We start from the raw sequence: 22,201 nt of genomic DNA, 5'->3' as shown, positions 1-22,201 counted from the left end.
GTTAAAATAAAATATCTTATTGACAAAAAATCGAGGTTGAAACATGAATAAACAACAATCTACAGGGGGAAAAATCCAGTGGCTGAGGGTTTTGAAAAAACTTTCTCCCTACACAGTGCAAAAGGGTTTTCGGTATCTGAAGCATTATGGGCCAAAGGAATTCTGGATTCGTCTTCATGAAAGATTTGAACCGGAGGAAGTGCCATATGCCCCATGGTATCAGGCCTATGCTCCGGATGAGGAAACACTGGACAGACAGAGAACTCACAGATTTAAATATGAGCCGCTGATCAGTATTATAGTACCTGCCTATCAGACTCCCACAGAATTCCTGAAACAGATGATCGATTCTGTAACAGGACAGACCTATGGAGTATGGGAACTTTGCATTGCCAATGCAAGTCCTGATAATGAAGAGATGCAGAGAATTCTGGCAGAGTATGCAGCCCGGGATGAGAGGGTGCGTTTTTGTAATCTGAAAGAAAATCTGGGTATTGCAGAGAATACAAACAAAGCATTTGCCATGGCAAAGGGAGAATTTCTCGGGCTTCTGGATCATGATGATCTGCTGGCACCCAATGCACTTTATGAAATCGTGCAGACGCTACAGACACATCCGGAGGCAGATGCTGTTTATACAGATGAGGATAAGGTTACCACAAAGCTGGATGAGCATTTTCAGCCTCACCTGAAACCTGATTTTAACCTGGATCTTTTAAGGTCTAATAATTATATCTGCCATTTTTTTATGGTTCGCAGAAGTGTGGTGGAGCAGGCGGGAGGTTTTCGCAGGGAATTTGACGGAGCGCAGGATTATGATTTTATTTTCCGTTGCACAGAGGCTGCCAGGGAGGTAGTTCATGTACCGGAGATCCTCTATCACTGGAGAACCCATAAAGCATCTACTGCAGACAATCCAGCAAGTAAGATGTATGCCTTTGAAGCCGGAAAGCGTGCCATTGAAGAACACCTGAAAAGAACCGGTGTCAGGGGAGTGGTAAGCCATACCCCGGATTTGGGATTTTACCGTGTCCAATATCCGGTTCAGGGGCAGCCGTTGGTATCGGTGATCATCCCCAATAAAGATGAAAAAGAAACTTTGCAGACTTGTATGGAATCTCTGAAAAGTAATACAGATTATCAGAATTTTGAAATCATTATTGTGGAAAATAACAGCACTACAGAAGAGATTTTTCAATATTACAAAGAACTTTCCAGGGATCCCCGGATCCGGCTTCTGCGGTGGACAAAGGCGTTTAATTATTCTGCCATCAATAATTTCGGGGCATCTCATGCAAGGGGCGAGTATCTGCTGTTTTTGAATAATGATATAAAAACAATCCTACCTTCATGGATGGAGGAGATGCTGGGAGTATGCCAGCGACCGGAGGTAGGAGCAGTGGGAGCAAAACTGATTTATCCGGATCATACCATTCAGCATGCAGGCTGTGTGGTAGGGATGGGAGGAATTGCCGGACATATGTTTGTGGATATGCCGGCAGACCGTACCGGTTATCTGCATAAGGCCTCTCTTTTGCAGGATATGAGTGCAGTGACTGCTGCCTGCATGATGATGAAGAAGAAAGTATTTGAGAAAGCAGGCGGTTTTACAGAGGAGCTGGCTGTGGCATTTAATGATGTGGATCTGTGTCTGAAGGTGCGAAAGGAAGATTTTCTCATCGTATATGATCCCTATGCGGAGCTTTATCATATGGAATCAAAAACAAGGGGAGCAGAGGACAGTGAAGAAAAAGTGCGCCGTTTTCAGACTGAAATTGAATATATGCGCTGTCACTGGCTGGATATCCTGAAAAACGGAGATCCTTATTATAATAAAAACCTTTCCCTTACAAAATGGAATTATTCTCTGAAACCACTTCCGGGAATGAGTTGGAAGGATGATGAGAAAAAGAGAGAAGCAGGAGGAAATCATGCAGGAAATATCAGTGATCATTCCCAATTATAACGGGATGGCTTATCTGGATGGAGTACTTTCCGGTCTGGAGTGTCAGACTGTAAAAAATTTTGAGGTGATCCTGGTAGACAATGGTTCCGGTGATGGAAGCTGTGCTTTTGTGGCTGCTTCGTATCCCTGGGTGCGTCTTATTGAGTTTCCTGAGAATTTTGGATTCTGTAAGGCTGTGAATGAGGGGATTAAAGCCTCCAGAGCACCTTATGTGCTGCTTCTGAATAATGATATAGAGGTTACACGGGATTTTATTGAGCAGATGCTTCAGGGAATCAGGAGGCATCCGAAAGCTTTCTCCGGGGCAGCCAGAATGATACAGTTTCATGACAGGGACAGACTGGATGACGCAGGCAATTACTATTGTGCCCTGGGTTGGGCTTTTGCCAGAGGAAAGGGTAAAAATATCCATACCTATGAAAAAGAAGAGAAGATTTTTGCTTCCTGCGCGGGAGCGGCTATTTACCGAAAGGATATTTTTGAAAAAATAGGATACTTTGACGAGGAACATTTTGCTTATCTTGAGGATATGGATGTTGGATACAGGGCCAGGATCAATGGCTATGAGAACTGGTATTTTCCCTTGGCTAAGGTATATCATGTGGGCAGCGGTACCAGTGGATCCAGATACAATCAGTTTAAAATCCGCTATTCCTCCAGAAATAATGTGTATTTAATCTACAAAAATATGCCATTTCTGCAGATTGTGTTAAATCTGCCTTTCCTGGTTATTGGCTTTGGGATCAAAATCCTGTTTTTTGGTCTGAAGGGATTTGGAAGGGAATACCTGGCAGGTATTAAGAATGGATTTCAGATCAGCAGGCGTGACAGAAAAGTAGCTTTCCGAGTGGAAAATCTGACTCATTATCTGAAAATACAGATGGAATTGTGGATCAATATGTTCCGACGCCTGAGAGGATAATTTTAAAGTTCATAAAAATTTTATAAAATTGGGAAGAAGAATTTGTTGCTTTTACAAATCAACTATTATAATATAAATGCGACAGTAGCTGCTTGTCAGAGAGAATTCTGTGAGTGATGGGGCAGTTACAGGCAATAAAAATGAGGTGACAAAGAATTGTTAAAGGACAATGAAAAGAATTTTAGTCGTCTCCATATGCTTATAGATGCCGTTGTGCTTGCACTTTCATATTTTCTGTCATGGATGATACGTTTTGTGGGTCCTATGTCGGCAACTGCGGTAAGGACAAGGAGTTTTCAGCAGTATATGCTGATGCTTATCTTTATCATACCGGTCTATCTGCTTTTGTATCAGGCCTTTACCCTGTATACGCCTATGCGGATGCAGGGACGCAGGCTGGTTCTGGCAAATATTGTGAAGGCTAATTCCCTGGGACTTTTGATTCTTATGTTTACATTTTATATGATTGATGAGGGAGATTTTTCCCGATCCACATATATTATGTTTTATCTGATCAATATTGTCCTTCAGTGGGGAACCCGTATGCTGATCTTTGCTCTTCTAAGAGATATGCGTGAAAAGGGAATGAACCAGACACAGATGATCTGTGTGGGATACAGTAGGGCTGCTGAGGAATATATTGACCGTGTACTGGCCAACCCGCAGTGGGGTTATGTGATCCGGGGAATTCTGGATGATAATGTTCCGGCAGGGACTGCCTACCGGGGGATTAAGGTGCTGGGGAGAATCGCAAATCTGAATGTGATCCTGCCGGAGAACCGCCTGGATGAGATTGCTATTACATTGGGACTGAGTGAATACTATCGGCTTGAGGAAATTGTAGCATTGTGTGAAAAGTCAGGAGTACACACAAAATTTATCCCGGATTATAATAAGATCATTCCTACAAAGCCCTATACTGAGGACATACTGGGACTTCCGGTGATTAATATTCGTTATGTGCCGTTGAACAATACATTTAATGCGATGGTGAAACGTGCTATGGATATTGTGGGTTCTATTGTAGGGATTATTGTGACATCCCCGATCATGCTTCTGATGTGTCTGTTGATCAAGCTGACCTCTCCGGGTCCTCTGATCTACAAGCAGGAGAGGGTAGGACTTCACAATCAGAATTTCCGGATGTATAAATTCCGTTCTATGGAAGTACAGCCTGAGTCTGAGGAGAAGAAGGCGTGGACGGTAAAGAATGATCCACGTGTGACCGGGATCGGTAAGTTTATGCGGCATACCAGTATTGATGAGCTTCCGCAGCTTTTCAATATTTTAAAGGGCGATATGAGTCTGGTAGGTCCCAGACCTGAGAGACCGTTTTTTGTAGAGAAATTCAGAGAAGAAATCCCAAGGTATATGGTGAAACATCAGGTTCGTCCGGGGCTTACCGGATGGGCGCAGGTAAAGGGCTATCGTGGAGATACATCCATCAGAAAAAGGATAGAATGCGATCTTTATTATATTGAGAACTGGAGTATAGGCTTTGATATAAAGATTATTTTTCTTACCTTTTTTAAGGGATTTGTAAATAAGAATGCATATTAAGATAAGGGGAAAGAAGAGTATGGCTAAACCAGGAAAAAAGAAAAAAGTACTGTTTGTGCTTGAAATTGTTGTACTTCTGCTGTTTATTGGCGGACTGTATGTCTACGGACAGATTTCTTCCAGACTGGACAAGATCCAGCAGCCGGAGCTGAAGCGTGAGACGATTCCGGTGAATCCGGAGGCTCCGAAAATGACAGGGTACAAAACTTATGTACTGTTTGGAATTGATACTCGTGGTGAGGGATCTAATCTGTCTGCGCAGAACAGTGATACCATGATCATTGTTAGTGTAAACAATGATACCGGTGAGGTGCGTATGGCCTCTATTTACAGAGATACACTTCTGGATGTGGGAGACGGAACCTATACAAAAGCAAATGCCGCCTATGCATATGGAGGACCGGAGCAGGCAATTGCCATGCTGAATACCAACCTGGATCTGGATATTTCCGATTATGCCACAGCAGATTTCTCTGCCCTGGCAGAGGTTGTAGATGATCTGGGAGGACTGGACATTCCTCTTTCCTATGCTGAAATTGTGCATATGAATAACTATTGTCAGGAGACATCCAAGCTGACAGGTAGGAGCTATACTCCGGTGGAAAAGCCAGAGCCAGAGCCAGAGGATCTGGAGGCAATCGTAGACACCTATCACCTGAATGGTGTGCAGGTTACCTCTTACTGTCGTATCCGTTATACTGCAAGCTTGGATATGGGACGTACAGAAAGACAGAGAAAAGTTCTGGGAATGCTCTTTGATAAGGCTAAGATAGCAGGTTTAACCTCTATTTTCAAGATTATGGATGATGTGTTCCCTATGGTACAGACCTCTCTTTCAAAGCAGGATATTCTTGGCCTGATTCCAACAGTGATTGGATATAATTTTTCTGACAGTACCGGATTTCCGGCGAAGTACAAATTCTCAAATATTAAGGGAAGTATCATTGTTCCTACTGATTTAGCAAGCAATGTAACAGAGCTTCACAAATTCCTCTATAATGACCAGGATTATACACCGTCCTCGGAGGTTCTTGACAGAAGCAATAAGATTCTGGAGATTGTAGGCGGAGAAGGAAAACTGGATGAAGCAGCATCTACCACACAGGATGATACAGCTAATACGGACGATAATACATTTGTATGGTCTGGAAATAGTTCTTCCACAGATAATAGCTATTATGATAATAATAGCGGAAGCACAGATTATGATAATGGCGGCGGCACAGATTATGATTACGGCGGCGGTTCGGATTACGATAATGGCGGCGGTTCGGATTACGATAATGGCGGCGGTTCGGATTACGATAATGGCGGTGATTCGGATTACGATAATGGCGGCGGCTCGGATTATGATAATGACAGTGGTTCAGATTATGATAACGGTGGCGGAGATGACGGTGGATTTTCTGACGGAGCTGCTGAATCCGGAAACGATGATAACGAAGAATAATGGAATTATGCTGAACACAAAGGACCATCCGAACAACAGGATGGTCCTTTGCAAATAAAAAAAGCGGAGATAAATATGAAAAACAGAAATGTGGATGTGATTATTCCCACATACCGTCCGGGAAAAGAATTTATGGAATTGCTGACAAGACTGGAGAGGCAGGAATGTCCTCCGGACAGAATTGTAGTCATGAATACAGGAGAGCAGTACTGGAACCGGGAATGGGAGAAGTGTAAGCTGGTGGAAGTACACCACCTGGAGCAGAAGGATTTTGATCATGGTGGTACAAGAAGACGGGCAGCAGAGCTGTCAGATGCCCGGGTTATGGTGTTTATGACACAGGATGCTCTTCCGGCGGATTATAAGCTGATTGGGAATCTGCTGAAAGCCCTGGACCAGAATGAGAAAATAGGAGCGGCTTATGCCAGACAGCTTCCCAAATCGGACTGTGGTTTTCTGGAACGTTACACCCGCTCTTTTAATTATCCGGAATATTCATCGGTAAAAACCTTATCTGATGTGAAACAATATGGGATAAAGACGTATTTCTGCTCCAATGTATGCGCAGCATATAAAAGAGCGGCTTATCAGGATGTGGGAGGCTTTGTAAACAGAGCTATTTTTAATGAAGATATGATCTGTGCAGGGAATATGGTAAAGCAGGGTTATTCTATTGCTTATGCAGCAGATGCCCGGGTTTATCATTCTCACAATTATTCCTGTGTCCAGCAGTTTCACCGCAATTTTGACCTAGGTGTTTCACAGGCAGAACATCCGGAAATTTTTGCAGATGTATCTTCTGAGGGAGAGGGCTTGCGCCTGGTAAAAAGAAGTATGGCATATCTGGTAAAAACCGGACATGTGTGGCTGATCCCCCAGCTGATCCTGCAAAGCGGAGCTAAATATGCCGGATATTTTCTTGGAAAAAGATACCATAAGCTTCCGAAAAAAATCGTACTTGCATGTACAATGAACCCCTATTACTGGAAAAAAGGCTAAGGTTTTCCTTCACGTCATTTTACGATTATTGTCACATTTTGAACACAATTCATTGCTATACTGTTTCCTAAAGAACAGGATATCAGAACAGGACTTTCAATCTGTTGATATCAGAATAAACGGGTGCGAAGGGAGCAGGTGATAATATGTATAATGAAGAAGACCGGAGGGAAGATCAACAGACATCCGGGGAGCAGGCTCCAAGATATGAACATTATCAGTTCCATGAGGAGACAGGAATTGTGTCTGACAGGGTGCCGCCTGTCCGGAATAAAAAAGAAACAGATTCTTTTGGAAAAAAGGCAGGGACGACAGTGGCTCTGGCAGTGCTTTTCGGGCTGGTAGCTTCTGCCGTTTTTCTATCGGTAAGCTTTGTAGCAGGTAAATATCTGAAAACTGATGAAAAAAGTACACATCTTGAAACAACCCAGAGTGTGGCTGGAACTGTGACAGATAACGGTTCTGACGGGGAGAATGGGGTTGATACAGAGTCCGGGAATGGGACTGTGGCTTCAGTAGCCCAGGCATCTATGCCTTCGGTAGTGGCTATTACTACAGTAAGCGTACAGGAAATACCAAGTTTCTTTGGCTATGGTTCGCGTCAGTACAAAAGTGCAGCTACCGGTTCAGGGATTATCGTAGGAGATAATGATGAGGAGCTTTTGATCGCTACCAATAATCATGTGGTAGACGGAGCATCTACTTTAAGCGTATGTTTTATAGGTAATGATGTAATGAATGCGGAAACGGAGACTGAGAATGCCGATGATACCGGCGACCTGAATCTGGAGGATGCAGTCAGCGCCAGAATCAAGGGTACAGATTCTGACAATGATCTGGCAGTGATCGCTGTAAAGAAGGCAGATATTCCTGAGGATACACTGAGCGAGATCAAGATTGCACAGATTGGAAGCTCAGAGGATCTGGTAGTAGGTCAGCAGGTAGTGGCAATTGGCAATGCGCTGGGATATGGACAGTCAGTAACCTCCGGATGGATCAGCGCGCTGAACAGAACGATTTCCACAGAGGATGGTACAAGCAGTTCCGGACTGATTCAGACAGATGCAGCCATTAATCCCGGCAACAGCGGTGGGGCACTTCTGAATATGAAGGGAGAACTGATCGGTATTAATTCTGCTAAATATGCAGACAGTACAGTGGAAGGAATGGGATATGCGATTCCCATTTCCAGGGCAAAGCCTATTCTTGAGGATCTGATGAACCGTCAGACCAGGGAGATGGTTTCCGCTGAAGAGAAAGGCTATCTGGGGGTAGTTCTTTCCAATCTTACTACAGAGGCCATGCAGATGTATGATATGCCGGAGGGAGCTTTTGTCAGAGGCGTTGAGGAGAAATCACCGGCTGAGAAAGGTGGCATCTGTAAGGGAGATATTATTGTGAAATTTGATGGACAGAGTGTGACCAGCGGGGATGATCTTCTGGAAAAACTTCAGTATTATAAGTCTGGCGAGAAGATAGAAGCAGTGGTGGCCAGAGCTACTGACGGGGAATACCAGGAGAGCACAGTTGAGATTACTTTAGGATCCAGATCAGAAAACAGCTGATCTGCTTATAAGAAAGAGATACTGCAGAGAAAAGTGGTATCTCTTTTTGCTGATTTTATAAAACTTTAATTTTGAGATATGCGGGGAATATGATATAATTCTATATAATGATGTTAGGGTCAAAAGGCATTTTGCCCCTAACTTTATATCTACGAATTTTTATAGAAATGTTGAGAGGAAGGGAGTCAGTATGGCTGATAACTATAATGATGACGAAGTGATAGATCAGGAAGAGAAAAAACAGGAGAAATTCTGTTTTCTCTGCCGCAGGCCGGAGAGCAAAGCCGGACCTATGATCGAACTGCCGAATAATATACATATCTGTACAGATTGTATGCAGAAAAGCTTTAATTCCATGAACCAGCAGTTTAATGATGGAAAATTTAATTATGCGGATCTGATGAATATGCCTAATGTGAGTATGATCGATCTGAGAAGTTTTCAGAATCCCGGACAGCAGCCCAAAAAGATCCATAAGAAAAAGAAGGAAGAAAAGGCAGAAAAACCGGTTCTGGATCTGAAAAATATTCCTGCACCACATAAGATCAAAGAAACACTGGATCAGTATGTGATAGGACAGGAGAAAGCCAAGAAAGTAATGTCAGTAGCTGTTTACAATCATTATAAAAGAGTAGCTACGGATACCATGGATGAGATTGAAATTGAGAAATCCAATATGCTTATGATCGGACCTACCGGCTGCGGAAAGACTTATCTGGTAAAAACTCTTGCAAAGCTTCTGGACGTACCTCTTGCCATTGCTGATGCAACTTCTCTTACAGAGGCTGGCTATATCGGAGATGATATAGAGAGTGTAGTATCCAAGCTTCTGGCTGCTGCAGATAATGATGTGGAAAGGGCAGAGCATGGAATTATCTTTATTGATGAAATTGACAAGATTGCCAAGAAAAAAAATACCAATCAGCGTGATGTCAGTGGAGAAGCAGTGCAGCAGGGAATGCTGAAGCTTCTGGAAGGCAGTGAGGTAGAGGTTCCGGTTGGTGCCAACAGCAAGAATGCCATGGTGCCTCTTGTGACGGTAAATACCAGAAATATTCTTTTTATCTGTGGGGGAGCTTTTCCGGATCTGGAGAATATTATTAAAGAGAGACTGAACAAACAGGCATCTATTGGATTTTATGCAGATCTGAAGGATAAATATGATCATGATCCTCACCTTCTGCAGAAGGTTACAGTGGAGGATATCCGAAGCTTCGGAATGATTCCTGAGTTTATCGGACGTCTGCCGATCATCTTTACTTTGGACGGGCTGTCTGAGGATATGCTGGTCAAGATATTGAAGGAGCCAAAGAACGCAATACTGAAGCAGTATCAGAAGCTTCTGGCATTGGACGAGGTAAAACTGGAATTCGAGGAAGGGGCCCTTCATGCCATAGCTGCGAGGGCACTGGAAAAGGATACAGGAGCCAGAGCCCTGCGCGCGATTCTGGAGGAATATATGCTGGATATTATGTATGAGATTCCAAAAGACGACAATATCGGAGAGGTTGTGATCACAAGGGAATATATTGAAGGCAATGGAGGTCCGAAAGTTCAGCTCAGAGGGCAGGAGCGGATTGAAAAACGATAACTGTAAAATGCAGAACAGTTAAGAAAACCATATATTTTATATTTTAGAAAGGAGCCGGTATTATGGGAACAGATTTTTTGGACGGTATCGTAAAAACATTTTCAAAAACAACAAAGGAGCTTGGAAAAACAACAAAAGAGCTGGGAGCCCGCGCAGAGCAGACTATTGAGACTCAGAAAATCCGCGGAAAAATTTCCGGTGAAGAGCGGACAATCGAAAAATTGAAAGCAGATCTGGGAGACATCATCTACAAGAGACATGCTGAAGGAGAAGGCATTGACGGTGAACTCAGTGTAATCTGCCAGGAAATTGATCAGCATTTTCTGAAGATCAGAGAGTTTAAGGACAGTGCGGCTAATCTCAGAGGAAAGAAAATCTGTCCTTCCTGTGAGAGGGAAGTAGATCTTTCTGTAAGCTTTTGTCCATATTGTGGAACGCCCTGTCCAACACCGGAACCTACAGAATCTGTAGAGGATCCTGTGGAAGAGCCTGTGGAAGCATCCGAAGAGGAGACAGATGAGAAAGGTGAGCCTGCAGAGGCGGAAGCAGAGACAGAAGCTGCCCAGGGGAGTGCAAAAGCAGAAGAGCCGGAGAATCCGGAAAATGCAAAATTCCAGAAGGAACAGTCTGTGGAGGAAAAAACAGAGGAAGCTGTGGAGAAAACAGAAGTATAATTAATATAAGGTTGTAAGAAATACAAAGAGAACTGAGAAACCAAATAAAATTTGGATACTTAGTTCTCGTTTACACCTGTATTAAGAAAAATATATTTTAAAGATTTGTAAAAATTTTACATTATAATTAAAAAAATGTTGCAATAGGCAGAGAAAAGTGATAAGGTTATATCGTATCAGAGACAGATTGTAACTGCGATGAATGTAACGGTCCGGCACACAGCCGTGAAAAAACAATAATTCTGAAAAGACAGGAGAGAATAAGATGAAAAACAGAAAATTATACCAGTTATTAATGGCAAGCGTGATCAGTGCAACGGTACTGACATCAGGAATAGGGGTCAGTGCGGCTGACTTCAGTGATTCAGCTGTTGAGACATCTGTAAGTGAGGATGAGACTCCGGTAGCAGAGGAAAGTGAGGAGTTTAGTTCTGATGCTGCAGAGGCTGCTTCCACAATTGCAGTGAATACTACTAATTTTCCGGATAAAAAGTTTTACAGCTATGTGCTGGATCATCTGGATACCAATAAGGATAAGAAGCTTTCAGATGCAGAGATCAAGGCAGTGCAGACACTGAATGTGTCTGGTCTTGGGATTTCCAATCTGAAGGGAATCGAGTATTTTACTTCCCTTACTACTCTGGATGCATCAAAGAATAAGCTTACATCTGTGAATCTGACAAAGAATACGAAACTGACAAGCATTAATGTAAGCGATAATGCTTTAAAGGGAACATTGAATCTTAGCCGCTGTACAGGAATGGTAGCTGTTCTTTGCTCTAATAATAAACTGACTAAAATCGCAATGCCGAACATTAAATATCTGAAAAAACTGGATTATATCAATGCCAGCCACAATAATTTTGCATCTCAGGCAAATCTGGGACTTTCTAACATTTCCAGTGATTATCTGAAGAGCCTTACAGAGGTTGATGTAAGCTATAATGCTCTTACATCTTTTAACTGTTCCGGTTTTGCAGGACTGAGCCTGAATCTGGCAAATAACAAAATTACAAAGCTTTCCGGTGGTAATGACGGATATCAGGTAGCTGCTCTGTACATTGAAGGAAATTCTCTCAGCCAGACCTCATCTGTTGACTTTACACCTGAATGGGTTCGCGAGCCTCAAAGATTTAGTTGTGATTCAGCAGTGCGTGGTAAGATAAAAATGGTAAAGGCAAAAGTTTCTGCTTCTGCTTCCTGGGATGAGATCAGCCTGAACATTGGTTCCACTTCTCAGGATGCAAGCTATAAACTGGAGAGAAAGGCAGGAAACGGGGCTTATCAGACTATTAAAACCTGGGGAAAAGGAGATCTGGATGATCCGGAATTTGGAGACAGCTACACAGACAGCAATGTTACTCCGGGAACAACTTATACATACAGACTGACTGCTACTGTTATGGTGCAGGATAAGAATAAGGTAGAACAGCCATGGACAGGAACTGCAGAGGTTAAAGCCAGGGCAGCAGCAACCAGACCGGCTATTTCCGTGAAATCATCCAAGGCAAAAACTGCAACTGTTAAATGGGCAGCGGTAAAGGGAGCAGACGGATATCAGGTATATTATGGAACTTCCAAAAATAAAATGAATTCTGCAGTTACAAAAGGTACAAAATCTTTGAGCGTAACAAAAACTGGTCTTGGAAGTAAGAAAACATATTATTTCAGAGCCAGAGCGTATAAAGTAGTAAATGGCAAGAAGGTATACACTTCCTGGAGCGGAGTGAAGGCTGTAAAAGTTAAATAATGAATGGCTGACAGGAACTTACTGTGAGGATGTTTCCGAAAGGAGGAAGGCTGCTTGAGGAAAATACTGAAAAAGGTGATATTTCTGACTGCAATACTTCTCATATTGCAGTCAGGAACTGTAAGTGCTATAGCTGCCCAGGCTCAACCGGCAGTCCCTGTATTGAAGGGAACGGTAAAGGGGGATACAGTAACTCTGCAGTGGAATAAGGCAAAGGGATTCTCCGGATGTCAGATATTTTTATATTATAAGTTATATAAAAAATATCGTAGTCTGGGAAATTATCCTGCAGGAAAGAATCAGCTGATCCTAAAAGGTTCACAGAATAAGGTATATAAATATAAAATCCGTTCCTACACAAAGAAGAATGGAAAAGTGATATACAGTAAAATGTCAAAAGTATTGACAATTAAGACTGCTCCTTCCAGTCCTGCGGTCAGCCAGGTAAAAAGGAGCAGCGATACAGAGGCATTGATTACCTGGAGTAGGGTTTCGCCGGCAGACGGATATCAGATTTTTCGTGCTGATTCTGAGCAGGGAAAATATATAAGGGTAGGAGTTGCATCTGGAAATAGGGTACTTTCTTTCAGGGATAATACCTTGAATGAAGAACAGGATTATTATTATCGTGTCCGTGCATATTGCAGAAATCCTGATGCAGTGGTTTATTCAGGTTATAGTGAGCCTGTTAAGGCATGCAGGCCTGCACTGAAACCGGTGATCATTCTGGGAGATTCCCGGACTGAAGAGCTTCGGGAGTTCACAGGGGACGATAAGGTTGCATGGATCTGTAAAGGAAGTATGGGATATGTATGGCTTCGTGATACTGCTGTAAAAGCAGTGGATGAACAGATTCAGGGGAATGAGGATCTGTTTTTCTGGCTGGGAGTGAATGACCTGGATAATATTGATAATTATATCAGCCTGCTTAATGAGAAGATTCCCCAGTGGAAGCAAAAAGGAGTTCGGGTACATATCCTGGCAGTAGGACCTGTAGAAATACCGGATGAATATGCGGACAATAAGACAATCAAAGCATTTAATAAAAAAATGAAAGCGCAGATTGCAGGAGCTGATTTTATAGACCTGTATTCCTGGCTGACAACGCAGGGGTATAAGACTGCTGATGGAACGCACTATGACAGAGAGACCTGCATGAAGATATATAACTATATTATGAGTCAGGTGCAGTAACGGATAAAACAGGCAGAGGCAATGCATACGGCTGATAGCTTTGGAAATAAAAAAGAAAATAAAAGGGAAGGCATGATTTATTTCGGATTCTGATAAATCGTGCCTTCCCTTTTTGCGGTTATGATAAGGTTGGTTAAAAAAGACAAAAAAATAATGCAGAAGATGGGACTTGAACCCACACGATATTGCTACCACAGGCACCTGAAGCCTGCGCGTCTGCCAATTCCGCCACTTCTGCATTTCTCTTATGAATCAATCGCTCACTTGCGACTGCTCATTTATAATAACCGATATATACATAAAAGTCAAGCATAAATTTTAAATTTTTTTAATTTTTTTTTGAATACGAAAAAAACCTACAATAAACAAAATAATTCACATAGAATAAATATATTTTGTTTATTGTAAATATCAGTATAGAAAAAATATGTCTGGCATGATAAGATGAAAATATAATGTCAGAGACAAGAGACATTTGACTGGTCTTCATTTTGTTCAGGGAAAGTTTTGGGCGAAAAAAGAAAATTTTATGTCATAGGAGGTTGAAATAACCACTTTCTTGTGATACAATCTTGAAGATTTAGGGTTGCATCAGTTTGTAACCATTCAGTAAAATAGATTGATAAGAAAGGGAGATTGTATGAAAGCATTTCTGATATTAGAAGATGGCCATGTTTTTACTGGTACAAGCATTGGTTCCACGAGAGACGTGATCAGCGAGATCGTTTTTAATACTTCCATGACCGGATATCTGGAAGTAATGACAGACCCTTCCTATGCAGGACAGGCAGTATGTATGACATATCCATTAATTGGAAATTATGGTATCTGCTATGATGACCAGGAATCCAGAAAACCATGGGTTGATGGTTTTATTGTCCGTGAATTATCCCGTATCCCCAGCAACTTCCGTAGTGTGGATACCATTCAGCATTTCTTAAGTAAACATGATATTCCAGGTATTGCCGGAATTGATACCAGAGCATTGACAAAGATCCTCAGAGAAAAAGGTACCATGAATGGCATGATCACTGTCAATGAGAATTACGACTTAAATACAATTATTCCCCAGTTAAAAGCATATACAACAGGTAAGGTAGTTGAAAAGGTAACCTGCCGTGAAAAGGAAGTATTAAAAGGTAATGGTCCAAAAGTAGCTCTGCTGGATCTGGGTGCAAAGAGAAACATTGCACGTTCCTTAAATGAGAGAGGATGCCAGGTAACCATTTATCCGGCCCTTACACCGGCTGAGGAAATCTTAAAGGATTCACCGGACGGAATCATGTTAAGTAACGGCCCTGGAGATCCTAAGGAATGTACTTCCATTATTGGGGAAATTAAGAAACTTTATGATTCTGAGGTTCCGATTTTTGCAATCTGCCTTGGACATCAGCTGATGGCACTGGCAACAGGCGGAGATACACATAAGATGAAATATGGCCATCGTGGTGGAAATCATCCGGTAAAGGATCTGACAACAGGAAGAGTTTATATTTCCTCTCAGAACCACGGATATGTAGTAGACGCTGAGGACCTGGAGGCAAAAAATATTGCGAAGCCTGCATTTATCAATGTTAATGATGGCACCAATGAAGGAATGGCATATGAAGGAAAGAACATTTTCACAGTGCAGTTCCATCCGGAAGCCTGCCCGGGACCGCAGGATTCCAGCTACCTGTTTGACAGATTTATGGATATGATGGGAGGAAATAAATAATGCCAAGAAATAAAGACATTAAAAAAGTACTTGTAATTGGTTCCGGCCCGATTATCATCGGCCAGGCTGCAGAGTTTGACTATGCAGGAACACAGGCCTGCCGTTCTCTGAAGGAAGAAGGTCTGGAGGTAGTTCTTCTTAATTCTAACCCTGCCACCATCATGACAGACAAGGATATTGCTGACAGAGTATATATTGAGCCTCTGACAGTAGAAGTAGTAGAGCAGCTGATCCTGAAGGAAAAGCCTGACAGTGTACTTCCTACACTGGGAGGACAGGCAGGACTGAATCTTGCCATGGAGCTGGATGAGAAAGGCTTCTTAAAAGAACATAATGTAAGACTGATCGGTACCACTGCTGAGACTATTAAGAAGGCCGAGGACCGTCAGGAATTTAAGGACACTATGGAGAAAATCGGAGAACCGGTTGCTGCTTCCAAGGTTGTTACCACAGTAGAAGATGGACTGGCTTTCACTAATTCCATCGGCTATCCTGTAGTTCTCCGCCCTGCCTACACACTTGGCGGAAGCGGTGGCGGTATTGCCTACAATGAAGCAGAGCTTCGTGAAATTCTGGAAAACGGACTTCGTCTTTCCCGTGTAGGTGAGGTTCTGGTAGAGCGTTGTATTTCCGGATGGAAAGAAATTGAATATGAGGTAATGCGTGACAGTGCAGGTAACTGCATCACAGTCTGCAATATGGAAAATATTGACCCTGTAGGCGTGCATACCGGTGACTCCATCGTAGTAGCACCTTCTCAGACTCTGGGAGATAAAGAGTATCAGATGCTTCGTACATCTGCATTAAATATTATTACAGAACTGGGAATCACAGGTGGATGTAATGTACAGTATGCCCTTCATCCGGAAAGCTTTGAATATTGTGTAATTGAGGTTAATCCTCGAGTAAGCCGTTCCTCTGCGCTGGCTAGTAAAGCTACCGGTTATCCTATTGCCAAGGTTGCTGCCAAGATTGCGCTGGGATATACTCTGGATGAGATTCCAAATGCCATTACCGGCAAAACCTACGCAAGCTTTGAGCCGATGCTGGACTACTGTGTAGTTAAGATTCCACGTCTTCCTTTTGATAAATTTATTACAGCAAAGAGAACTCTTACCACTCAGATGAAGGCTACCGGTGAGGTTATGAGTATCTGCCATAACTTTGAAGGTGCCCTGATGAAGGCAATCCGGTCTCTGGAACAGCATGTGGACAGCCTGATGTCCTATGATTTCTCTGAGCTGACAGATGATGAACTGCTGTCAGAGCTGAAGGTTGTGGATGACCGCAGAATCTGGAAGATTGCAGAGGCTATCCGCAGAAATATGCCTCAGGAAGAGCTGCATAATATTACCAAGATTGACCGGTGGTTTATTGATAAGATTGCGATCCTGGTAGAGATGGAGCAGGCACTGAAGAGCCAGGAGCTTACAAAAGAGCTTCTTCTGGAAGCAAAACGTATGGAATTCCCTGATTATATCATTGCAGACCTTGCCGGAAAGACCGAGGCAGAGGTAAAAGCACTCCGTCAGGAATGGGGAATTAAAGCAGCTTATAAGATGGTTGATACCTGTGCAGCAGAGTTTGCAGCAGAGACACCATATTATTATTCCGTATACGGTGATGAGCAGACAGAGAACGAAGCTGCAGCAACACCGGATAAGAAAAAAATCCTGGTACTTGGTTCCGGTCCTATCCGTATTGGTCAGGGTATTGAGTTTGACTTCTGCTCTGTACATTGTACATGGGCATTTGCCAAGGAAGGATATGAGACAATTATCATCAACAATAACCCTGAGACAGTAAGTACTGACTTTGATATTGCAGATAAGCTGTATTTCGAGCCTCTGACTCCGGAAGATGTTGAGAATGTAGTAAATGTTGAGAAGCCTGATGGAGCAGTGGTTCAGTTTGGTGGACAGACTGCCATTAAACTGACGGAAGCTTTGATTAAGATGGGTGTGAAGATTCTGGGAACATCTGCAGAAAATGTAGATGCAGCGGAAGACCGTGAGCTCTTTGATGCGATCCTGGAAAAATGCCAGATTCCAAGACCAAAGGGACACACTGTATTTACTGCTGAGGAAGCTAAGAAAGCTGCCGGAGAGCTGGGATATCCGGTACTGGTTCGTCCTTCTTATGTACTTGGTGGCCAGGGAATGAGAATTGCAGTCAGTGATGAGGATGTAGAAGAATATATCGGAATTATCAACCAGATTGCACAGGAGCATCCGATTCTGGTGGATAAATACCTGATGGGTAAGGAAATTGAAGTTGATGCTGTATGCGATGGTGAGCAGATCCTGATTCCTGGTATCATGGAACATATTGAACGTGCAGGTATCCACTCAGGAGACAGTATTTCCGTATATCCGGCTCAGACGATCAGTGAAAAGGCAAAAGAAACCATTGCAGACTATACCAATCGTCTGGCACAGGCTCTTCATGTAATCGGTATGATCAATATCCAGTTTATTGTATGCGGTGATGAAGTGTATGTAATCGAGGTTAACCCTCGTTCCAGCCGTACAGTGCCATACATCAGCAAGGTAACTGGTATTCCGATCGTTCCTCTTGCTACCAGAGTTATTCTGGGACATAAGCTGAAGGATATGGGATATGAGCCTGGTCTTCAGCCTGAGGCAAAATATTTTGCAATTAAGATGCCGGTATTCTCCTTTGAGAAGATCCGTGGCGCTGATATCAGCCTTGGACCGGAGATGAAATCCACAGGTGAATGTCTTGGTATTGCAGAAAGCTTTAATGAAGCACTGTACAAAGCATTTCTGGGAGCAGGAATCCGCCTTCCGAAGCATAAAAATATGATCATCACTGTAAAGGATGAGGATAAAGAAGATATTATTCCGATTGCAAGAAGATTTGAAGCCCTTGGTTACAGAATCTATGCAACTCTGGGAACTGCAAAAGTTCTGAAAGAGAATGGAATTAAAGTGATCCGTACCAATAAACTGGAACAGCCGTCACCAAACCTTATGGATCTTATTCTTGGACATAAGATTGATGTTGTTATTGATACTCCGCCTCAGGGAGTTGAGCATCAGAAAGACGGATTTGTGATCAGACGTAATGCGATCGAAACAGGTGTGAATGTCCTGACTTCTCTGGATACAGCAGAGGCACTGGCAACCAGCCTTGAGAATACAGATCTGAACAAATTATCTCTGATCGATATTGCTACGATTGCAAGAAGATAATATGAAAAAACAATGACCGCTTTTCACATAGGGGAGAGGCGGTCATTTCTTTGAATAAGAGAATAAGAAAGGAAGTCAAATATATGCTTGAAATGTTGAAGGTTATTTTCCTTGGTATTGTGGAGGGAATCACAGAGTGGCTTCCCATCAGCAGTACAGGACATATGATCCTTGTGGATGAGTTTCTGAAGCTGAATGTAACAGAGGAATTTAAGAATCTGTTTTTTGTAGTGATCCAGCTGGGAGCAATTTTGGCAGTAGTAGTTCTTTACTGGAATAAACTGTGGCCGTTTTATATAAGGCCTGTCTCCGCAAAAAAACAGGCAATTCTGGATCGCCAGCCGACAGTATCCAGAGGAATTCTTACCTTTGTGGAGAAATTTTGTGACAAGGATAAATGGGTACTGTGGTTTAAGATTATAGTGGCCTGTATTCCTACAATTCTCATAGGACTGCCATTTAATGATGTGATTGAAGAGAAATTCAACAATTATGTGGTAGTTGCAATTGCTTTGATCTTCTATGGAATACTTTTTATTGTTATTGAGAACTATAATAAAAGAAGAAAGCCAACCTGTACCAGTCTGGATAAATTATCCTTTAAGACGGCATTTATTATTGGACTGTTTCAGGTATTATCTGTTATTCCGGGAACCTCCCGTTCTGGTTCTACCATTATTGGAGGTATTCTTGCAGGTACTTCCCGTACAGTAGCTGCAGAATTTACTTTTTTCCTGGGAATTCCTGTAATGTTTGGTGCCAGTCTCCTGAAACTTCTTAAATTTGGATTTTCTTTCACAGGAACAGAATTGATGATCCTGATTGTGGGAATGGTTGTGGCATTTGTTGTTTCTGTTATTGCAATCAAATTCCTGATGGGATATATCAAGAAACATGATTTCAAAGTATTTGGATGGTACAGAATTGTACTGGGTATCCTGGTACTGGGATATTTTATGGGTAAAAATTTAATCGCGTAACTCTAATATCTAATAAAAAAAGCTCTGTCCAAGGACAGGGCTTTTTTGAACTGAATCAAGCAGCGAAGCAGATTGCGAATACCTGTCTGACATTTGATAAATATAATTCAGACAGGGTGATTTTCGGAATATTTAATATAGTCTACTACCATCATCGCCAGCTTAAATGTCAGCGCATCTTCAAATGTGCGGATATCCAGTCCAAACTTCCGCTGAAGCTTTTCGAAGCGGTACACCAGAGTATTTCTGTGTACATAAAGCTGTCTGGAGGTTTCTGAGAGATTCAGGTTGTTTTCAAAGAAGGTACGGATAGTGATGAGTGTTTCTTCGTCAATAGAATCCAGTGTTTCCTTATGAAATATCTCATCAATAAACATTTCGCAGATGGAAACAGGAAGCTGGTAGATCAGCCGGCCGATTCCCAGCTGATTATAGCCAAAGACATTTTTTTCTGCATAGAAAATCTTACCTACTTCCAGGGCAGTATGAGCCTCCTTGTAGGTATCAGGCAGTCTGGAAATATCCTCTGCAATATTGCTGTAAGCAACCCAGGCAGAGGTCATAGCTTCTGTATTCAGCATATCCACAAGCATACAGGCAATAGAGTCCAGATCGTCATAGTTTTCTGTAGATTGGAGTTCACGGACAATGATAATTCCGGAATCATCAATGGCTGTAATAAAATCCCTGGTTCTGGCAGAAAAAATATTCCGAATGGTTGCCAGTGCATTTTCGTCTTTACTTTGCTTGGTTTCCACAAGAAAAACTGCACGACGGACAGATGTGGCAATATGAAGTTTTTTAGCACGATTAAAAGCATCCATCTCGGAATAGGTACCTAAAAGGAGGTTCTGCATAAAGGTGTTCTTGTCATTTTTTTCAGCGTAGGCAGTAAAGAGACTGTGAATCTGGCATACAGCCAGTTCTCCGATGGTAGAAGTAGCTTCTCCTTTGCCCCAGACAATAAGCAGATAGGAGTCGGTCTGGATTTCTGTGAGTTTATAGAGACAGCAGCTGGTATTGGAAACGCAGAGGGCGTTGCTCTGGCGAAATTCATCCAGTTTCTTTTGGGCAGGCAGTTTTTTGTCGCAGGTGGAGACAAAGACATTATTTTCTGAATCTATCAGGCAGAAATCCAGCTGGCTGATATTTTTCCAGTCAGTGAGACATTTCTGCAAAATCTGTTGTATTTTCATTGAACTGGTCCTTTCTCATATTATGAGGTACATTATAACACAAAAACCCGAGGATTTCTCCTCGGGTTTTTAAAAAGATTCCTAAAATTAGTTGCAGATTGTAAGTTCTGTTTCTTTGTCGAAGAAATGAGCTTTCTCCATATCAAATGCGAATTTGATCGGGTCACCGGTTTTTGCTGTTGTACGAGGATCAACTCGTGCTGTAACCTGAGTTCCGTCAACATCAAAGTATAAGAATACTTCAGCACCCAGAAGCTCGTAAACCTTAACTACAGAGCTCATTGGAGCACTTGGAGAAGCTTCGATAAACATCTGAGAATCATGAATATCTTCTGGACGGATACCAAGAACAACTGTCTTGCCTACATAACCGTTATCTTTAAGAATTTTAGCTTTTCCAGTAGGAACAAGCAACTCATGCTCGCCAACTTTAGCAATGATATTTCCGCCTTTTTCAGAGATTGCTGCGTCAAGGAAGTTCATCTGCGGTGATCCCATGAATCCTGCAACGAATAAGTTGCCTGGTTTCTGATACAGGTTCTGAGGTGTATCTACCTGCTGAACAACACCGTCTTTCATAACAACGATTCTGGTACCAAGAGTCATAGCCTCTGTCTGGTCATGTGTTACATAGATGATTGTAGCACCCAGTCTCTGGTGGATCTTGGAAATTTCGATACGCATCTGTACACGAAGTTTAGCATCCAGGTTGGAAAGAGGCTCATCCATAAGGAATACCTTAGGATTACGTACGATAGCACGTCCCATAGCAACACGCTGTCTCTGACCACCGGAAAGAGCCTTCGGTTTACGATCAAGAAGTTTTTCAAGGTCAAGGATTCTTGCAGCTTCACGAACTGCTTTGTCGATCTGGTCTTTCGGAACTTTACGAAGTTTAAGTCCGAATGCCATGTTATCATATACTGTCATATGAGGATACAGAGCGTAGTTCTGGAATACCATTGCGATATCACGGTCTTTAGGCTCTACATCGTTCATAACTTTGTCACCGATCTTTAATGTACCGCCGGAAATTTCTTCCAGACCAGCAACCATACGAAGTGTAGTAGATTTACCACATCCTGAAGGTCCTACGAAAATGATGAATTCTTTATCTTCGATCTCCAGATTGAAATCTTTAACTGCCTGGAAACCATTTGGGTAAGTTTTGTTAATGTGCTGTAATGATAAGCTTGCCATAATTATTCTTCCTCCAAAATTATCTTATATTATTTTTGCTGATTGATTACTCGCTTTTTTCATCTGTAGACAGTATAACGAAAAGGAGGGGGGATGGCTAGGGAAGAATCGTACAAAGATTTGTTGGGTTTCTTGTCAATCTGACGAAAAGCTGGAATGGACATCCGGGGATTACGTCAAACTGTCAAAAGACATGAGAAAAACGCAGGACAAAATGACGAA

Annotated in this window: 15 protein-coding genes and 1 tRNA gene; 13 read left to right on the top strand and 3 right to left on the bottom strand. The window is 42.3% G+C overall.

Going from position 1 to position 22,201, the window contains the following annotated elements; all coding sequences use genetic code 11:
* The first annotated feature begins 43 nt into the window (after positions 1 to 43).
* From ACTNC6_RS08485 to ACTNC6_RS08440, 10 genes are all read left to right on the top strand, one after another.
* Positions 44 to 1,966 carry a glycosyltransferase family 2 protein gene (locus ACTNC6_RS08485; protein WP_441043853.1) on the top strand — a complete coding sequence of 641 codons (1,923 nt, stop codon included), beginning with the start codon at positions 44 to 46 and terminating at the stop codon, positions 1,964 to 1,966.
* On the top strand, positions 1,932 to 2,888 hold the full coding sequence (locus tag ACTNC6_RS08480) for a glycosyltransferase family 2 protein (RefSeq protein ID WP_441043852.1): 957 nt from the start codon (positions 1,932 to 1,934) through the stop codon (positions 2,886 to 2,888). Before ACTNC6_RS08485 ends, ACTNC6_RS08480 begins: the two co-directional genes overlap by 35 nt.
* 156 nt (positions 2,889 to 3,044) lie before the next feature.
* Positions 3,045 to 4,448, top strand: a complete 1,404-nt coding sequence (locus tag ACTNC6_RS08475) for an undecaprenyl-phosphate glucose phosphotransferase (protein ID WP_441043851.1) — start codon at positions 3,045 to 3,047, stop codon at positions 4,446 to 4,448.
* Positions 4,449 to 4,467: 19 nt separating this feature from the next.
* Entirely contained in the window at positions 4,468 to 5,898 is a 1,431-nt protein-coding gene (locus ACTNC6_RS08470; RefSeq protein ID WP_441043850.1) for an LCP family glycopolymer transferase, read from the top strand.
* A gap of 75 nt (positions 5,899 to 5,973) precedes the next feature.
* Complete coding sequence (locus ACTNC6_RS08465) at positions 5,974 to 6,897, top strand: glycosyltransferase family 2 protein (RefSeq protein WP_441043849.1); 924 nt, start codon at positions 5,974 to 5,976, stop codon at positions 6,895 to 6,897.
* Positions 6,898 to 7,043: 146 nt separating this feature from the next.
* Positions 7,044 to 8,462, top strand: coding sequence for a S1C family serine protease (locus tag ACTNC6_RS08460; RefSeq protein ID WP_441043848.1), 1,419 nt, complete (start codon positions 7,044 to 7,046; stop codon positions 8,460 to 8,462).
* Between the two features lie 190 nt (positions 8,463 to 8,652).
* On the top strand, positions 8,653 to 10,053 hold the full coding sequence (clpX, locus tag ACTNC6_RS08455) for an ATP-dependent Clp protease ATP-binding subunit ClpX (RefSeq protein ID WP_441043847.1): 1,401 nt from the start codon (positions 8,653 to 8,655) through the stop codon (positions 10,051 to 10,053).
* 62 nt (positions 10,054 to 10,115) lie between these two features.
* The gene (locus ACTNC6_RS08450; RefSeq protein ID WP_441043846.1) at positions 10,116 to 10,727 is read left to right on the top strand and encodes a DUF7575 domain-containing protein; all 612 of its coding nucleotides are present in this window, start codon (positions 10,116 to 10,118) and stop codon (positions 10,725 to 10,727) included.
* 265 nt (positions 10,728 to 10,992) lie between these two features.
* A complete protein-coding gene (locus ACTNC6_RS08445) occupies positions 10,993 to 12,477 on the top strand; it encodes a hypothetical protein (RefSeq protein ID WP_441043845.1) in 1,485 nt (494 codons plus the stop codon).
* A gap of 54 nt (positions 12,478 to 12,531) precedes the next feature.
* Complete coding sequence (locus tag ACTNC6_RS08440) at positions 12,532 to 13,671, top strand: hypothetical protein (protein WP_441033975.1); 1,140 nt, start codon at positions 12,532 to 12,534, stop codon at positions 13,669 to 13,671.
* 154 nt (positions 13,672 to 13,825) lie between these two features.
* Here ACTNC6_RS08440 and ACTNC6_RS08435 read toward each other — a convergent pair.
* Positions 13,826 to 13,909: transfer RNA gene (locus tag ACTNC6_RS08435), tRNA-Leu, on the bottom strand.
* Positions 13,910 to 14,311: 402 nt separating this feature from the next.
* Between ACTNC6_RS08435 and ACTNC6_RS08430 the strand changes: the two genes are divergently transcribed.
* The 3 genes from ACTNC6_RS08430 (at position 14,312) to ACTNC6_RS08420 (ending at position 19,583) form a co-directional block, all read left to right on the top strand.
* Positions 14,312 to 15,388: a carbamoyl phosphate synthase small subunit gene (locus ACTNC6_RS08430; RefSeq protein ID WP_186994156.1), complete on the top strand. Its 1,077-nt coding sequence runs from the start codon at positions 14,312 to 14,314 to the stop codon at positions 15,386 to 15,388.
* Positions 15,388 to 18,603 (top strand): carbamoyl-phosphate synthase large subunit, encoded by a 3,216-nt coding sequence (carB, locus tag ACTNC6_RS08425; RefSeq protein WP_441033972.1) that lies wholly within the window; start codon positions 15,388 to 15,390, stop codon positions 18,601 to 18,603. Before ACTNC6_RS08430 ends, carB begins: the two co-directional genes overlap by 1 nt.
* Before the next feature lie 83 nt (positions 18,604 to 18,686).
* A complete protein-coding gene (locus ACTNC6_RS08420; protein ID WP_441033970.1) occupies positions 18,687 to 19,583 on the top strand; it encodes an undecaprenyl-diphosphate phosphatase in 897 nt (298 codons plus the stop codon).
* Positions 19,584 to 19,690: 107 nt separating this feature from the next.
* Here ACTNC6_RS08420 and ACTNC6_RS08415 read toward each other — a convergent pair whose 3' ends face one another.
* Both ACTNC6_RS08415 and ACTNC6_RS08410 read right to left on the bottom strand, forming a co-directional pair.
* Positions 19,691 to 20,779 (bottom strand): PucR family transcriptional regulator, encoded by a 1,089-nt coding sequence (locus ACTNC6_RS08415; RefSeq protein ID WP_441043844.1) that lies wholly within the window; start codon positions 20,777 to 20,779, stop codon positions 19,691 to 19,693.
* An 87-nt stretch (positions 20,780 to 20,866) separates the two neighbouring features.
* On the bottom strand, positions 20,867 to 21,979 hold the full coding sequence (locus ACTNC6_RS08410) for an ABC transporter ATP-binding protein (protein ID WP_441033967.1): 1,113 nt from the start codon (positions 21,977 to 21,979) through the stop codon (positions 20,867 to 20,869).
* Positions 21,980 to 22,201: the final 222 nt, after the last annotated feature.

The sequence above is a fragment of the Blautia sp. HCP3S3_C4 genome (assembly GCF_052064095.1).
Lineage (GTDB): Bacteria > Bacillota > Clostridia > Lachnospirales > Lachnospiraceae > Blautia_A.
The sequence above is the reverse complement of the archived record's forward strand: the minus strand, read 5'-3'. Positions and strand labels throughout refer to the sequence as shown.

What these genes read in the sequence shown, in the direction of transcription:
- ACTNC6_RS08430 (WP_186994156.1), top strand. Translation starts at nt 14,312, where the DNA reads ATGAAAGCATTTCTGATATTAGAAGATGGCCATGTTTTTACTGGTACA.
- ACTNC6_RS08410 (WP_441033967.1), bottom strand. Translation starts at nt 21,979, where the DNA reads ATGGCAAGCTTATCATTACAGCACATTAACAAAACTTACCCAAATGGT.
- clpX (WP_441043847.1), top strand. Translation starts at nt 8,653, where the DNA reads ATGGCTGATAACTATAATGATGACGAAGTGATAGATCAGGAAGAGAAA.
- ACTNC6_RS08470 (WP_441043850.1), top strand. Translation starts at nt 4,468, where the DNA reads ATGGCTAAACCAGGAAAAAAGAAAAAAGTACTGTTTGTGCTTGAAATT.
- carB (WP_441033972.1), top strand. Translation starts at nt 15,388, where the DNA reads ATGCCAAGAAATAAAGACATTAAAAAAGTACTTGTAATTGGTTCCGGC.
- ACTNC6_RS08465 (WP_441043849.1), top strand. Translation starts at nt 5,974, where the DNA reads ATGAAAAACAGAAATGTGGATGTGATTATTCCCACATACCGTCCGGGA.
- ACTNC6_RS08485 (WP_441043853.1), top strand. Translation starts at nt 44, where the DNA reads ATGAATAAACAACAATCTACAGGGGGAAAAATCCAGTGGCTGAGGGTT.
- ACTNC6_RS08480 (WP_441043852.1), top strand. Translation starts at nt 1,932, where the DNA reads ATGCAGGAAATATCAGTGATCATTCCCAATTATAACGGGATGGCTTAT.
- ACTNC6_RS08450 (WP_441043846.1), top strand. Translation starts at nt 10,116, where the DNA reads ATGGGAACAGATTTTTTGGACGGTATCGTAAAAACATTTTCAAAAACA.
- ACTNC6_RS08415 (WP_441043844.1), bottom strand. Translation starts at nt 20,779, where the DNA reads ATGAAAATACAACAGATTTTGCAGAAATGTCTCACTGACTGGAAAAAT.
- ACTNC6_RS08460 (WP_441043848.1), top strand. Translation starts at nt 7,044, where the DNA reads ATGTATAATGAAGAAGACCGGAGGGAAGATCAACAGACATCCGGGGAG.
- ACTNC6_RS08445 (WP_441043845.1), top strand. Translation starts at nt 10,993, where the DNA reads ATGAAAAACAGAAAATTATACCAGTTATTAATGGCAAGCGTGATCAGT.
- ACTNC6_RS08420 (WP_441033970.1), top strand. Translation starts at nt 18,687, where the DNA reads ATGCTTGAAATGTTGAAGGTTATTTTCCTTGGTATTGTGGAGGGAATC.